15 protein-coding genes are annotated in these 13,634 nt (G+C 57.9%); all 15 read right to left on the reverse strand.

Annotated elements, in window-relative coordinates; genetic code table 11:
• Entirely contained in the window at positions 1 to 804 is an 804-nt protein-coding gene (trpC, locus tag L6439_RS16170; protein WP_168181487.1) for an indole-3-glycerol phosphate synthase TrpC, read from the reverse strand.
• Positions 794 to 1,849, reverse strand: a complete 1,056-nt coding sequence (gene trpD / locus L6439_RS16175; protein WP_168181486.1) for an anthranilate phosphoribosyltransferase — start codon at positions 1,847 to 1,849, stop codon at positions 794 to 796. The genes trpC and trpD overlap by 11 nt, the downstream gene beginning before the upstream one ends.
• Complete coding sequence (gene trpE, locus L6439_RS16180; protein ID WP_213468229.1) at positions 1,846 to 3,489, reverse strand: anthranilate synthase component I; 1,644 nt, start codon at positions 3,487 to 3,489, stop codon at positions 1,846 to 1,848. Before trpE ends, trpD begins: the two co-directional genes overlap by 4 nt.
• Positions 3,490 to 3,899: 410 nt before the next feature.
• Entirely contained in the window at positions 3,900 to 4,268 is a 369-nt protein-coding gene (aroH, locus tag L6439_RS16185; RefSeq protein WP_168181484.1) for a chorismate mutase, read from the reverse strand.
• 2 nt (positions 4,269 to 4,270) lie between these two features.
• Positions 4,271 to 5,392: a 3-dehydroquinate synthase gene (aroB, locus tag L6439_RS16190; protein WP_213468228.1), complete on the reverse strand. Its 1,122-nt coding sequence runs from the start codon at positions 5,390 to 5,392 to the stop codon at positions 4,271 to 4,273.
• 11 nt (positions 5,393 to 5,403) lie between these two features.
• Complete coding sequence (gene aroC / locus L6439_RS16195; RefSeq protein WP_213468227.1) at positions 5,404 to 6,573, reverse strand: chorismate synthase; 1,170 nt, start codon at positions 6,571 to 6,573, stop codon at positions 5,404 to 5,406.
• 215 nt (positions 6,574 to 6,788) lie between these two features.
• Entirely contained in the window at positions 6,789 to 6,974 is a 186-nt protein-coding gene (locus tag L6439_RS16200; RefSeq protein ID WP_213468226.1) for a molecular chaperone, read from the reverse strand.
• A gap of 90 nt (positions 6,975 to 7,064) precedes the next feature.
• Entirely contained in the window at positions 7,065 to 7,946 is an 882-nt protein-coding gene (locus tag L6439_RS16205) for a CheR family methyltransferase (protein ID WP_213468426.1), read from the reverse strand.
• Positions 7,947 to 8,114: 168 nt separating this feature from the next.
• Positions 8,115 to 8,558, reverse strand: coding sequence for a nucleoside-diphosphate kinase (gene ndk / locus L6439_RS16210; protein ID WP_168181480.1), 444 nt, complete (start codon positions 8,556 to 8,558; stop codon positions 8,115 to 8,117).
• 92 nt (positions 8,559 to 8,650) lie between these two features.
• A complete protein-coding gene (gene hepT / locus L6439_RS16215) occupies positions 8,651 to 9,625 on the reverse strand; it encodes a heptaprenyl diphosphate synthase component II (RefSeq protein ID WP_213468225.1) in 975 nt (324 codons plus the stop codon).
• Positions 9,626 to 9,633: 8 nt separating this feature from the next.
• On the reverse strand, positions 9,634 to 10,503 hold the full coding sequence (locus tag L6439_RS16220; protein WP_168181478.1) for a menaquinone biosynthesis protein: 870 nt from the start codon (positions 10,501 to 10,503) through the stop codon (positions 9,634 to 9,636).
• On the reverse strand, positions 10,475 to 11,104 hold the full coding sequence (locus L6439_RS16225; RefSeq protein ID WP_213468224.1) for a UbiX family flavin prenyltransferase: 630 nt from the start codon (positions 11,102 to 11,104) through the stop codon (positions 10,475 to 10,477). The genes L6439_RS16220 and L6439_RS16225 overlap by 29 nt, the downstream gene beginning before the upstream one ends.
• Positions 11,101 to 11,970 (reverse strand): UbiA-like polyprenyltransferase, encoded by an 870-nt coding sequence (locus L6439_RS16230; RefSeq protein ID WP_168181476.1) that lies wholly within the window; start codon positions 11,968 to 11,970, stop codon positions 11,101 to 11,103. Before L6439_RS16230 ends, L6439_RS16225 begins: the two co-directional genes overlap by 4 nt.
• Positions 11,963 to 12,700, reverse strand: a complete 738-nt coding sequence (locus L6439_RS16235; protein ID WP_210429554.1) for a demethylmenaquinone methyltransferase — start codon at positions 12,698 to 12,700, stop codon at positions 11,963 to 11,965. The genes L6439_RS16230 and L6439_RS16235 overlap by 8 nt, the downstream gene beginning before the upstream one ends.
• Before the next feature lie 38 nt (positions 12,701 to 12,738).
• Positions 12,739 to 13,608 carry a heptaprenyl diphosphate synthase component 1 gene (locus L6439_RS16240; RefSeq protein ID WP_168181474.1) on the reverse strand — a complete coding sequence of 290 codons (870 nt, stop codon included), beginning with the start codon at positions 13,606 to 13,608 and terminating at the stop codon, positions 12,739 to 12,741.
• Positions 13,609 to 13,634: the final 26 nt, after the last annotated feature.

Consider the following 13,634-nt stretch of genomic DNA (forward strand, 5'->3'; position numbering starts at 1 on the left):
TCATACCGCGGCCCGCGGCAGACCGCCCATTAATTGCGCTACGGCCTCTTCCACATCTGGCTGCCGCATCAGATGCTCGCCGACGAGCGCGGCATCGATTCCCGTCTCCGCCAGCCGGTTCATATGCTCCGGCTTATGAATTCCGCTCTCGCTGACCAGCGTCCGATCGGCCGGTACGAGCGCGCGAAGCCGTTCGGTCTGCTCCAGATCCGTGACGAAGGTATGCAAATTCCGGTTGTTGATTCCGATGAGCGGCGCATCGTCAAGCGCCAGCACCCGCTGCAGCTCATCCTCATCATGAACTTCAATCAGCGTCTCCATGCCCAGATCAAGAGCGCAGCGGTTCAGCCGAGCCAGCTCGCTGTCATTCAATATCGCCGCGATGAGCAGCACCGCATCGGCGCCGATGAGACGGGCTTCCAGGAGCTGCAGCTCATCGATGATGAATTCCTTGCGCAGCACCGGCAGCTCCGTCCGGCTGCGCACCTCGCGCAAAATATCGTTGCCGCCTTGAAAATAAACGCGATCCGTCAGCACCGACAACGCGTCGGCCCCGGCGGCTTCATAGCCCCGGGCGATGGCCGCCGGATCAAAGTCTTGGCGGATTAGCCCTTTGGAAGGGGATGCCTTCTTCACTTCCGCAATCAAGCCGACGGAACGCCGTTTCCCGGCCGTCAGCGCGTATCTCAGCGAGCGGCACGGCGGCAGCTGCCCAATCGCACGCTCGGCCTCCCGGCGATTCATCGCCGCGGCCAGCTCCGCCGCCTCCTGCCGCTTCGTCCCTACAATCCGTTCAAGAAACATGACTCCATCCCCCTGTCGCTTCTCTCCATTGCTCCAGCTTGCGGAGCGTCTTCCCGCTGTCAATCGCGGCGGCCGCGATCCGGACGCCTTCGGCGATACTCTCCGCCTGCCCGGCCACATAGATGCAGGCTCCGGCATTCGCGAGCACGATGTCGCGGTGCGGTCCCTGTTCCCCGTGCAGGATGCGGCCGATTATGGCCGCGTTCGTCGCGGCATCGCCGCCCAGCACGCTGGACAGCGGCTGCGTCTGCAGTCCGAGCTGCTCCGGCGTAATCTCATATGTCCTTATTTCTCCGTCCTTCAGCTCGCTAATCCGGGTCGGGGCGGACAGGCTGATCTCGTCGAGCCCGTCTGCGCTCGCGACGACGAGCGCCCGCTTCAAGCCCAGCTCGCGGAGCACCGCCGCGATCGTCCCGGTGCGGCTGCGGTCATAGATCCCCAGCACCTGGCGATCCGCTCCCGCCGGATTGGTCAGCGGTCCGAGCATATTGAACACCGTGCGCACGCCCAGCTCCCGGCGGGGCGCAGCCGCATGCTTCATCGCGGGGTGGAACACCTGCGCGAACATGAAGCAGATGCCGACGCGGTCGAGGCATTCCGCGGCCTGCTCGCTCGTCAGATGGATATTGATGCCGAGCGCTTCAAGCACGTCGGCGCTGCCAGAGCGGCTTGAGGCGGAACGGTTGCCGTGCTTCGCGACCCGCACGGAGGCGGAAGCCGCGATAATGGCCGACACCGTCGAAATGTTCAGCTTGTGGATCCCGGATCCGCCGGTCCCGCATGTATCAAGCAGGCGATCCTGCGCGGTGATGACGTGCCGGGCACGGCTGCGCATCGCCTCGGCGAACCCGACAATTTCGTCCACCGTCTCGCCCTTCAGGCGCAAGCAGGCCAGCAAAGCGCCGATCTGGGCGGCAGAGGCATGGCCGTCCATCACGTCGGACATGACCTCCCGCGCTTCTTCCCGGCTCAGATGACCGCCGGCCATCACTTGGGCCAGCGCTTGCTTCGTCAAGACGCTGTCTGGAACCGTGTAAGTACTCATTGCGATACGCTCCTCTCTGCCGTAGGCTTCTTCTCCGGTTGGACAGCCGCGTAATAGTCCCAATTGACCGGGAGCGCGGCCGGCTTCGCGGCCTGGACGGATAGACGGCCTTCCTTCGGCGCTTCGATGGATGCAGCCGAGCATTCGAACATCTCCTCCGCCGTCTGAATGGCGAGCAGCAGCGCCTTCGCCTTGTTGACCGTCTCCTCGTATTCCTTCTCGGGAACCGAATCCCATACAATGCCGGCGCCGGCCTGAACATAGGCGGTGCCGCCCTTGAAAATAATCGTCCGAATCGTAATGCAGGTATCCATATTGCCGTTGAAGCCCAAGTAACCGATGGCGCCGGCGTAGGCTCCGCGCGCTTCCTGCTCCAGCTCCGCGATAATCTCCATCGCCCGCAGCTTCGGCGCGCCGGATACCGTCCCGGCCGGCAGACAGGACAGAAAGGCATCGAAGAAATCTTTGTCCCGGCGCAGCGTGCCGGATACATTCGATACAATGTGCATCACATGGGAATAGCGCTCAATGCCCATATACGTATCGCAGCGGACCGTGCCGAATTCGCAGACCCGGCCGAGATCATTGCGCCCGAGGTCGACCAGCATCACATGCTCGGCCCGCTCCTTCTCATCCTTCAGCAGCTCTTCCTCCAACGCCATATCCTCTTCCTCCGTCCGTCCGCGCGGACGGGTGCCGGCGATCGGCCGCGTCTCCACCCGCTCCCCGTTGACCCGGATAAGCGCCTCGGGCGAGGTGCCGACGAGCGTTTCGTCGTTCATTTTCAGAATGTACATGTATGGGGAAGGATTCGTCATTCGCAGCACCCGGTACACATCAAGCGGATCGACGGCCGTCTGCCGCTCGAACCGCTGCGAGAGGACGACCTGGAAGATGTCGCCGCCGCGAATGTATTCCTTCGCGCGCTCCACCTTATCCATAAAAGACGCCCGCGTCTCATTCGAACGGTACGGCCTCAGCTCGGAGGCGCTTCCTCCCGGGAGGTAGCGGCCGCTCTGCAGTCCGGTGGCCGGAGCGGCCAACAGCTTCTCCTGCAGCCGTCTCAGCTTCTCTCTCGCCTGATCGTATTGCGCCCGGATATGCTCCTCCGTCTCGTCCCTGTCCAGATGCAGATTGACGATGAAGTGCATCTGCTGCTTGACGTGGTCGAAGACGATCAGCTGATCGCAGAACATGAATTGAATATCATTCATCAGCAGATCGTCCCGCCGATGGCGCGGAAGACGCTCATACTGCTGCACCAGATCATAGCCGAAAAATCCGATCGCTCCGCCCGTGAGCGGCGGCATGCCTGCCAGAGTCGGGCTTTCATACTTGCGCAGCAGCTTCTTTACGGCGGTTAGCGGACGCTCGTGAATCTCGGTGACGTCATCGCGCTCGGTAATGCGAAGCGTGCCGTTCTTGCCCTGCAAAATCAAAAAGGGATCGGTGCCGATAAAGGAGTAGCGGGCCCATTGGACTCCGCCCTCCACGCTTTCCAGCAAAAAAGCATAAGACTCATGCTTCAGTCTTTGAAACAATCGTATCGGGGTCTCTGTATCTGCCGTAATGGTCTCGGAGACCGGAATAACCGGATAAGTGCGGGATAATCGCAAGACTTCATCCACATGAGGATGCATGACATCCACTCCTTTCGAATTCGGGTGATTCGGATGGAAGCAAGATACAAAAAAACCTCTACCGCAAGGTAGAGGTTCGTTGGTTCGATCATGACATTGTGGATGAGCAAGCTCAGGATATATCTAAAGAAGATTGGATCGCCAAAGAAAGATCAGCTTCGCCAAATATCTCCCCGGTTGCGGCGCAAAAAGGGAGAAAGGGCTCTACACCTATGGCGAAGGCTTCCGCCTATGACGTTATCCATGCTCTCGGCTCGACTCAACTCAATCTCATCTCAACTAACTCTACTCAACTATGCTTCTTCACATCATACCCGCAAATGAACGATGCGTCAACACCCGAACGGAAGCACGGCATCTCCGTTTCTTTCTTCCGCACGGGAACGCTTATATCCGGGGACGCTTCTCCGCTATGAAGTAGCCAAGTCCGGGCGCAGCTGGGAAGCCTCGTTCAAGTACACGTGGCGCATTTCCCGCTGCGATTTGTCTGTATTGACGGTCACCATCAGGCGGATGCACAGCGGCAGGCTGCCTGCGACGGGCACCTCCACGGCGCACATTAACGGCACCCATTCCCAGCCCGGCATCGCGCGAATGGCCTGTGCCGGGAAGGAAGCGTTCAGATCCTGGGTCATCGTAATCCATATGCTGACGATGTCCTCCGGAACGATCTGATTCTCGGCCACGATATGTTCAAGCAGGACGGTCGTCTCGCGCCGTATTTCATCCGCATCATTGCGCTGGACGGTGGTCGCTCCGCGTATTCCCCTTGCATACATGCTTAATTCGTCTCCCCTTTCAACTCTTCGATGATGTTCCGCACCAGTTCGACCGGCACATCGCGCCGGATCTCCACCTTGCCGATAGCGGTCGGGAGCACAAATACCGTCCGGCCCTCCTTGAACTTCTTGTCATGCATCATCGCATCCAGAATCGCCTCGGTCGAATAGCCGGCCGGAATCGATACTGGCAGGCCGAACTGGCGCATCAACGCTTCCGTCCGCGCCGCGACATCCGCCGCCGCCCCGATCCGCTCTGCCAGACGAGCCGAACCTACCATTCCGATCGCGATCGCTTCGCCATGCAGCAGTTCGCCATAGCCGGCCACCGCCTCCAGGGCATGGCCGATCGTATGGCCCAGATTCAGAATCGCCCGGAGCCCGTTCTCGCGCTCGTCCCGGGATACGACGGCGGTCTTGACGGCGCAGCCTTGCGCCAACCCATAGGCCAGCGCTTCCTCATCCTTGGCCAGCAGCTTCGCGGCATTCGCTTCGCACCAATCGACGAAGCCGGCGTCCCAGATCAAGCCGTGCTTCACCATCTCCGCCAGACCGGAACGAACATCCCGATCAGGCAGCGATTGCAGGGTGGCTGTGTCATAGAGCACGAACTCGGGTTGATGGAAGGCGCCGATGATGTTTTTGGCCAGCGGATGATTCACCGCAACCTTGCCCCCGACGCTGCTGTCATGGGCCAGAATCGTGGTCGGCACCTGAATGAAGCGGACGCCGCGCATATACGAGGCCGCCACGAAGCCGGCCAGGTCGCCGACGACGCCGCCGCCCAGCGCCACGACCGTCGACATCCGATCGCAGCCCGCCTCCAGCGCGGCCCGGATGCAGTCCTCGAAGACGGCCAGCGATTTGGATTGTTCCCCTGGCGGCACAGTAAGCGCCGCGGTACGGTAACCGGCCGCGTGCAGCGATTGCTCGGCCCGGTTCAGATAACGGCGGCCCACATGCTCATCGGTGATCACGAGAATCGGGCTTCCCGCAGGAATATCCGCCTGCCGGCTCGCCTCGCCAAGCCGGTCCAGCAGTCCGCTCCCGATCCAGATCGGGTAAGAGCGTTCGCCAAGATCGACTCTCAGCTCGACGGCTTGCATCGCTTCCTTGTTCTCCATGACGCTCCCTCCTAGTACCGGGCCACTTGCTGCAAGTATTGCTCGTAGTTGGCGCGAATCTCCTCCATCGAATCTCCGCCGAATTTCTCCAGGAACGCCTTCGCGACTTCCCATGCGACGACATGCTCCAAGACGACGCTGGCCGCAGGCACGGCACATGCGTCGGATCGCTCCACTTGAGCCGTAAAGGCCTCCTTCGTGTCGATATCCACGCTGCGAAGCGGCTTATACAGCGTCGGAATCGGCTTCATCACGCCGCGAACGACGATCGGCATTCCGTTCGTCATGCCGCCCTCGAAGCCGCCGAGGCGGTTGGAAGCGCGCGTATAGCCCTTCTCTTCGTCATAGAGAATCTCGTCGTGGACCTGCGACCCGCGCAGGCGGCCGGCTTCGAAGCCGATGCCGATCTCGACGCCTTTGAACGCGTTGATGGACATCACTGCCTGCGCGATGCGCCCGTCCAGCTTCCGATCATATTGCACATGGCTTCCCAATCCGACAGGAACGCCTTCGACGACGCATTCCACGATGCCGCCGATCGAATCGCCCTCTGCCTTGATTTTATCGATATAGGCCTCCATCGCCTTCTCGGTTGCGGGATCAACGACCCGAACCGAAGATTGCTCGGTCCGCTCGATCATCTCATCCAGCGGGAGAGAATGCGGCGGCGCCTCGATCTCCCCGATACGGATAACCTGTCCACCTATTTTGATGCCGAACGCTTCCAGCAGCTGACGGGCGACCGCGCCTACCGCGACGCGGGCCGCGGTCTCTCGAGCGCTGGAGCGCTCCAGCACGTTGCGCAGATCGGTCAATTGATACTTCAAGCCGCCGTTCAGATCGGCATGTCCCGGACGGGGACGATGGACCCGGCGCTTTTCTTCGTCGGAGCCTTCGATCGGCTCGACATTCATAATATTCCGCCAATGCTTCCAATCCTTATTCTCGACTACCAATGCGATAGGAGCTCCGGTCGTATAACCATGACGCACCCCGCCGACGATTGCGGCCGTATCCGTCTCAATCTGCATCCGCCGTCCGCGGCCGTACCCTTTCTGGCGGCGCTGAAGCTGAAAGTTCAGCTGTTCAAAGTCAATCGCCAGGTTGCTGGGCATCCCTTCAACGATAGCGGTCAATTGCGGTCCGTGGGTCTCTCCTGCTGTCAAATAACGTAGACTCACCGTTGCTCCCCCTTTAAGCTGTATTGCTGTAAATGGCTAAAATCCTTAACTCTTTTGCTCATTATAGTATAGGAGGCAACGTTTGACAAGAAAACAAAAACACGCTCCGGGGCGTTTGCCGCCGGAGCGTGTCATGACCTGTCCGCATCGGTAACTCGCGCCGCCCCTCGGCAGCGGATTCCATGGGAAGGGAACGGGAGCGGATCATCCCCCCGCTATCTCCATACGGATGCGCGCTTCGCAGCCGCCCGCAGCTCCCCGGGAGCCGTTCCCGCCCGTCCCTCTTCCGCCAACAGGGGCAGCCAGTTTTTCAAGGTCGCTTCCACTCCGATAATTTGGGCGCATTCATGTATCGTTAATTCTCCTCGGTGGTAAGCCGCGATGACCGTCCTCTTGTCCATGATCGTTGCACGTCCCTCCGTCCTCGTCGTCATCCTTGAGGGTGTTCATCCCCTTCTGCGTAAGTCTAGTATCGGAAGAAGGGAAACGGATTATACGCTAGATGCCATTTTCCGGTAAAAGAACGTCTCTATCGTGTCCAAGCCGTATTGGCTCGGATTGAAGATCTGTTCCGTGCTTCCCACGAATAGAACCCCGCCTGGCTTTAGCGCATCGGCGAATTTGCGGTACAATTGGAATTTGGCTTCCTCCGTGAAATATATCATGACATTGCGGCAAATGATCAGATCATGCGAAGAGTCGAACGCGTCCTCCAGCAGATTCTGCTTCCGGAACCGTATCGCGCTCTTCAACGACTCGACAATCCGGTATCCTTCCGGCGCCTGCTGAAAATATTTCTGCCGGTACGCATCCGGGACATCCTTGAGCGAACGCTCCACGTAGCACGCTTCCTTCGCCTTCATCAAGACGTTCTCGTCAATATCGGTAGCGGTAATCTGGGAGCGCTGCAGCAGGCCAGACTCATTTAATATCATGGCCAGGGTGTACGGTTCCTCGCCGGTAGAGCAGGCAGCGCTCCAGCAGCGCAGCTGCTTCGCATTGGCAGCCAACGCCGGAAGCACGCTGTCTCTCAGCGTGACCCACCGGTTCGGATTGCGCCAGAATTCGGAGACATTAATCGTCATCCGGTCCAAAAATTCATCCAGCAAGCCCGGGTTCTGCCGGATCGCTTCGAAAAAACTGCGGAAGGTTGTGTACCCGTTCTTCATGCGCAGCGTCGTCAACCGCCGCTTCATTTGCGCTTCCTTGTACTGCAGCAGATCAATGCCTGTCAGGCGCTTGATCTCCGTCACGAAATGCCGGTAATCCTCATCCTCATGTCCCGCAGCTGCGGAAGAGGCTCCGCTTTCGGCTGTCGCTTGACCGAAAGGATAGGACGATAGGGCAGGCTGCCGCTTCGATTCATGCATCATCATTCACTCTCCACCACTTCATCATGGGAGCCGTTCTTCACAACAGCAAAGAACACGGCTGAACAGTTTCCTATTCGCCGTGTTGCGATGTTTTTCCTGCTTTATGTAAGCTCTTTCAACAATTATTAGGCCGGTAATGCAGGAGAACCTTCAACTTGCGGGCTATCATCAGATCCAGCACTCTACCGCGCGATCGTAGCTGAGAATGTCGCTGTCGGCGAACAGATTCGCGATCTCTCTGGCAGCGCTTTCTTGCGAATCGGACCCGTGCACCAGATTGAGCGGGGTGTGGGAAGCATAGTCGCCGCGAATCGTTCCCGGCTGCGCCTCTCCTACCTTCGTCTTGCCAATCATCAAGCGCGACAAGCTGATAATCTCATCACCTTCCCAGATCATGGCGAACACGGGACCGGAAGTAATGAAATCAACCAATTCGCCAAAAAACGGCTTTTCTGCATGCTCTGCATAATGGCGTTCCGCTTGTTCGCGCGTAATCATCATTAATTTCCCGGATACAAGCTTCCATCCTTTGCGTTCAAAGCGGCTTACGATTTCCCCGATGAGTCCTCTTTGCACGCCGTCAGGTTTGACCATGATGAATGTGCGTTCCATAGGTTCACTCCTCAATTTATTGTGAAAGTAGTCCAGCGAACCAAGTATACCAAATATTTCATCATTTCGCACCTTGACTTTTTATATCCGGATCAATGGGATCGATTGGCAATAAAATAGGCGATATCCCGCAGGTTTTTGCGCGCGCGGATATCTGGCAGCTGTTCCAGGGCATGAACCGCTTTCTTGATATAGCGTTCGGCGAGCTGTTCCGCGCGCCGGATCCCCGAACTCTCCCGTATCATATGTAAGATCGAAGACACATCCGTATTTCCGTTCATGCGCCGGATGCGTTCAATGTCCCGGAGCAGCGCCTGCCGCAGTCCGGCCTCTTCCAACGCATAAATGACAGGCAGCGTCAAATTGCCCTGCCGGATGTCATTGCCCGGAGGCTTCCCCAATTGCGCTTCGGTGCCGGTCAAATCAAGCACGTCATCGCGAATCTGGAACGCCATCCCGACATTGTAGCCGAAGCGGTATAACTGGCGCCCGATGGCGGCCGATGCGCCGGCAGCGATAGCCCCCAGCTGGCAGCTGATCGCGATCAGAAGCGCGGTCTTCCGCCGGATCCGCAGCAGGTACTGCCGCTCGGATTGGGACGTATTGAAGAAATCCCGAATCTGTTCCATCTCCCCGATGCACATTTGAACCATCGCTTTCGACAGAATGCGGTGAATTTGCGGGTCCTGCAGCTCGGTGGCCAGCACCAGCGCCTGCCCGTAGATGTAGTCTCCGGTATACATGGCAACCCGGTTGTCCCATTTGGCTTTGACGGTCAGCTGTCCCCGCCGCGTATCGGCATCGTCGATCACGTCGTCGTGAACGAGCGAAGCCATATGAATCAGCTCCAGAGGGACGGCTACATATTTGAGTCTCTCCAGATCATAGGTCCCGAATTTGCCGGCCAAGAGAACGAAGACCGGGCGGATGCGCTTGCCCCCTGCCTTAAGCAGCTGCAGCGAAGCGTCATTCAGCGTCCGGTGATCGTTCGCTATCGATCGTTCCAGCTGCTCCTCGATATACGATACATCCTGCTTCATTGTCGCGTAAATGTCCCACAATTTCATGCCTTCACCTAACCAACCGTATTTTCCGACCAGAGTTCAAGCCGAACTTCATGATCAATGAGCCCTAGCTCGTACGCATATTGGAAATAGCATTGAAGCCCTTCCTGCTGCGGACGATCGAAATCGTAATTCAAATTGGTAAAATACTTCATCCAATAGTCAACCGTACCGCCGATCGTACGTACGGCCTCCTGTGCCAGCGGGCGCGGATCGAGAAGGCTCTTCCGTTTGCTCGCTTCGAATGCTTCCATAATGATCTTGATATCGTCCCCATGCTGGCGGATGACGTCCCGGTTGACCGCCCATACGGCGAAGGTCATCCAATGCCCTGTCCATCGGCGCCACAGCTCGCCGAGATCGATCACTTCATATCCGGGGTTATTCCAGGAAGCCCGGATGGCATGATCGCCGATCAGTACGGCGCCGTCCGCTTCAGCCATCATCGCGTCCAGATCCGGATCCATCGGAATGTAGTCCGGACAGGCATGGTAGAACTTCGCGGCAATAATTTTGAATAGATTGGTCGACGTAGCCGACGTTGTCGTTAATGCGATCTTGCCCCGGAGCGCTTCCTCCAGCGGCTTTTTCAAAAAGAGAAAAATGGAATTGACGCGGCCGTGCGCGCTCACCGACAAATTCGGAAACAGCGTGTACTGCTCCGAGGAAATCCCGTAAGCAAACGCCGAAATCGGACCCATATCAATCCGGCCCTCCCGCATCGCTTGATTCAGCCCGGCAGGAACGGCCGGGATCATATCCAACACGGCCCGGGTATTCTTCGGTTGAAAATGATAAAAGATCGGCCATACGTTCGTATAGTCGATGCGGCCGATGCGAATATGGGACGGGTTATTGTTCGTGTCTTGCTGCAGTGCCATCTGGTTCCCCCCACCTTCTAAACAATTGATGCTCGATGCCGAGCGTATCCAGTACCTTGCCGACCAGGAAGTTCACGATGTCGTCCAACGTCTTCGGATGATAATAGAACGCCGGCATCGCCGGCACGATGCGCACGCCCATATGCGCCAGCTTGAGCATGTTTTCCAGATGGATCGCATGCACCGGCGTCTCGCGCGGCACGACGATGAGCGGGCGCCCTTCCTTCATCATCACGTCGGCAGCCCGCCCCATCAGGTTGTCCGAGGAGCCGTGGGCCAAGGAGGACAGCGTCCCCATGGAGCAAGGCATGATGATCATGCCTTGGACACGGTAGGAGCCGCTGGCGATGCTGGCCCCGATATCCTGGATCGGATGGTACACGATGCGTCCGGCTTGCTCGCCGAACGCCCGCCCGATCGCCTCCTGGCGCCGGGTCGCTTCCCAACCCAGCTCTTCCTTGAGCACCCGCCACCCGGCATCGGAGACGAGCAGATGCACGATGCATCCCGCTTGCAGCAGGCATTCCGCGAGCCGGATGCCGTAAATCGCTCCGCTCGCTCCGGTAATGCCGACGACATAACGTTTGTTCTCCGCTGTCATGAGCTCACCGCCAAATCCAGCAAGGTGAAGGCGAATACGACAATGCTCAAAATGCCGTTCAGCGTGAAGAATGCGGTGTTCGTCCGGCTCAAATCATACGGCTTGACCAGCATATGCTCATAAATGAGCAAGCCGGAGGCGATGATCGTGCCGATAATATACCACCAGCTCAACTGCGTGAGGAACAGCAGCAGCAGGAACCCCATCGCCGTCACAATGTGAAACCCGCGCGCTATCCACAATGCCTTCGCAATGCCGAACCGGGCGGGAATCGATTTCAAGCCTTCCTTGCGATCGAATTCGTAATCCTGGCAAGCATAGATGATATCAAAGCCCGTCGTCCAGCAAGCCACGGTCAAATAAAAAATAATAGAAGTCCAGTTCACCTCATTCGTGACCGCAACCCAGCCCCCTAGCGGAGCGAGAGCGATCGTCAAGCCAAGAATAAAGTGGCACAGCCATGTAAACCGCTTCGTGAATGAATAAAAGACAAGCATAAAGACGGCAATCGGCAATAAATAAACAGCCAGCGGCTGCAAATTGGCGGCTGCCCAGAACAGCAATCCGAACGATACGGCCGTGAATAGTATCACTTCCCCCGCCTTAAGCAGGCCCGCCGGAATGGCGCGGTTAGCCGTGCGCGGATTTTTGGCGTCGATGGCGGCGTCGATGAGCCGGTTCAACGCCATCGCCGCGCTTCGCGCTCCGACCATGGCCATCAGAATCCAACCCCATTCGGCCAGCGTAGGGAAGCGGTTATCCATAACCATGGAACCGAGGATGGCGCCCATGAACGCAAACGGCAGCGCGAATAACGTATGTTCGATTTTTATCATTTCCAGGAAAATACGCACTTTTTTAAACATGTCCATTCCCCTTCGTGCCGATGTGCAGCGCGGCAATTCCTCCAGTCAGCGCCTTCGCTTCCACCTGCTCCAGGCCGGCGGCGCGGAACATGTCGGCCAGTTCCTGGCGGCCCGGGAACGATGCCAATGATTCCGGCAGCCATTTGTACTGCTCGTAGCGCTTGGCAATCAATTTCCCCTGCAGCGGAAGGAGCCGTTCGAAATAAAAATAGTACAGCCCTTTGAACGGCTGCCAGGTCGGCTTGCTCAGCTCCAGGCAGACGACACGCCCCCCGGGCTTGACCACTCTCCGCATCTCCCGAATCACCTGATCATAGTCGGGGACATTGCGGAGCCCGAAGCCGATCGTCACATAATCGAAGCTGTTGTCCGGGAACGGGAGATCCATCGCATTGCCTTCCACAAGCCGGATTTGATCCTGCAAGCCCAATTTTTCTATCTTGCGCTGCCCGACGGACAGCATCTTCGGACTGAAGTCCAGACCGATCATCTGTCCCGTGCGGCTGGCCTGCGCGAGCTGGATCGTCCAGTCGCATGTCCCGCAGCACAAGTCGAGCGCGGTCTCCCCGGGCTGAACATTCATCCGGCGCATCGTATAATTCCGCCACGCTTTATGGCGCCGAAAGCTCATTATATCGTTCATGATATCGTACTTATGAGCAATGTTCTCGAACACATCATGCACATATTCTTCCTTGGACTTCCCCGTCTTTGGCGAGTGAGTCTCCATGTTATGCGTCACCTTGCCCTTCACCTCAATCCGGTATGTTAACTGCGTTGAGCCGCAGCATTGGTCGGAGAAGACGGCAGCACGAGCGGGCTGAGCAATTGGACGACCCGTCCTGTCGTCACGGCGTCCAGCGACATCGCGGACGTGATGGTCTGCAGCTTGTCCTGAATGACCCGAATCTGGTGCGCCAACTGCTGTCTCGCTTCATACTTCGCCATCATCGCGTTCCAAAACGCGGTGTCGTAGGCGCGCTGCTTCATCTTCCTTCTCTCTTCTTCCGTGCCTTGCTGCCATACATGCCAATAAGACCAACTGCCTTCGAAGCGCTGGAACTGCTCGGAGCGTTCCTGTTCCTGCTTCATCACTTCGAGTTCGGCGACTTGGTCGAGCAGCTGCTCCCATACTCCTACGTCCTGGGCAGCCATACGATGGTTGAAAGACTGGAACAGCGTCTTGCGCAGGGACACGCAAGCGCGCAAATATTCCTCCGCCGTCATCGCCCACTGCTTCATCTTGTCTAGCGTGGACATCTTGAGCTGATTGACGGCGCAGACCGCCTGGCTCAGCGCCCGGATCGCATCGATCTGTCCGGCCTGGGCGAGCAGATGATAGAAGCGGCTGCTGAAATAATCGCCCGCCAGCACCTTAAGCTGACGGGAACGCAGATTGCGGTCGCTCTCCTCCTTGGTCGCCATTTCAATCATGTCGTGGGTGTCAAGACCGACTTGCACGAGCGAGGTCACCAGCGCAATCAGCTCGCTATGCTCCGCACCCTTCTTGCTGCGGTTTAAAAAGGCGAACATCAGCTCCACCCGCGTGTGTGGGAACGCAGGCAGGTCAGTGTACGCCTGTATCATGTCATGTTCTACGTACCGTTTTGCCAATTGCGAAATGTGGTTTACTTCCATTATGAGTCCTCCGACAATAAGCGGTT

Origin of the sequence: Paenibacillus dendritiformis (assembly GCF_021654795.1) — a bacterium.
Lineage (GTDB): Bacteria > Bacillota > Bacilli > Paenibacillales > Paenibacillaceae > Paenibacillus_B.

Coding starts and splice junctions, on each gene's coding strand:
- aroB (WP_213468228.1), bottom strand. CDS start 5,392: ATGGAGAACAAGGAAGCGATGCAAGCCGTCGAGCTGAGAGTCGATCTT.
- hepT (WP_213468225.1), bottom strand. CDS start 9,625: ATGAAATTGTGGGACATTTACGCGACAATGAAGCAGGATGTATCGTAT.
- trpE (WP_213468229.1), bottom strand. CDS start 3,489: ATGCATCCTCATGTGGATGAAGTCTTGCGATTATCCCGCACTTATCCG.
- ndk (WP_168181480.1), bottom strand. CDS start 8,558: ATGGAACGCACATTCATCATGGTCAAACCTGACGGCGTGCAAAGAGGA.
- L6439_RS16220 (WP_168181478.1), bottom strand. CDS start 10,503: ATGGCACTGCAGCAAGACACGAACAATAACCCGTCCCATATTCGCATC.
- aroH (WP_168181484.1), bottom strand. CDS start 4,268: ATGTATGCAAGGGGAATACGCGGAGCGACCACCGTCCAGCGCAATGAT.
- L6439_RS16240 (WP_168181474.1), bottom strand. CDS start 13,608: ATGGAAGTAAACCACATTTCGCAATTGGCAAAACGGTACGTAGAACAT.
- L6439_RS16225 (WP_213468224.1), bottom strand. CDS start 11,104: ATGACAGCGGAGAACAAACGTTATGTCGTCGGCATTACCGGAGCGAGC.
- L6439_RS16200 (WP_213468226.1), bottom strand. CDS start 6,974: ATGGACAAGAGGACGGTCATCGCGGCTTACCACCGAGGAGAATTAACG.
- L6439_RS16205 (WP_213468426.1), bottom strand. CDS start 7,946: ATGATGCATGAATCGAAGCGGCAGCCTGCCCTATCGTCCTATCCTTTC.
- trpD (WP_168181486.1), bottom strand. CDS start 1,849: ATGAGTACTTACACGGTTCCAGACAGCGTCTTGACGAAGCAAGCGCTG.
- trpC (WP_168181487.1), bottom strand. CDS start 804: ATGTTTCTTGAACGGATTGTAGGGACGAAGCGGCAGGAGGCGGCGGAG.
- L6439_RS16230 (WP_168181476.1), bottom strand. CDS start 11,970: ATGTTTAAAAAAGTGCGTATTTTCCTGGAAATGATAAAAATCGAACAT.
- L6439_RS16235 (WP_210429554.1), bottom strand. CDS start 12,700: ATGGAGACTCACTCGCCAAAGACGGGGAAGTCCAAGGAAGAATATGTG.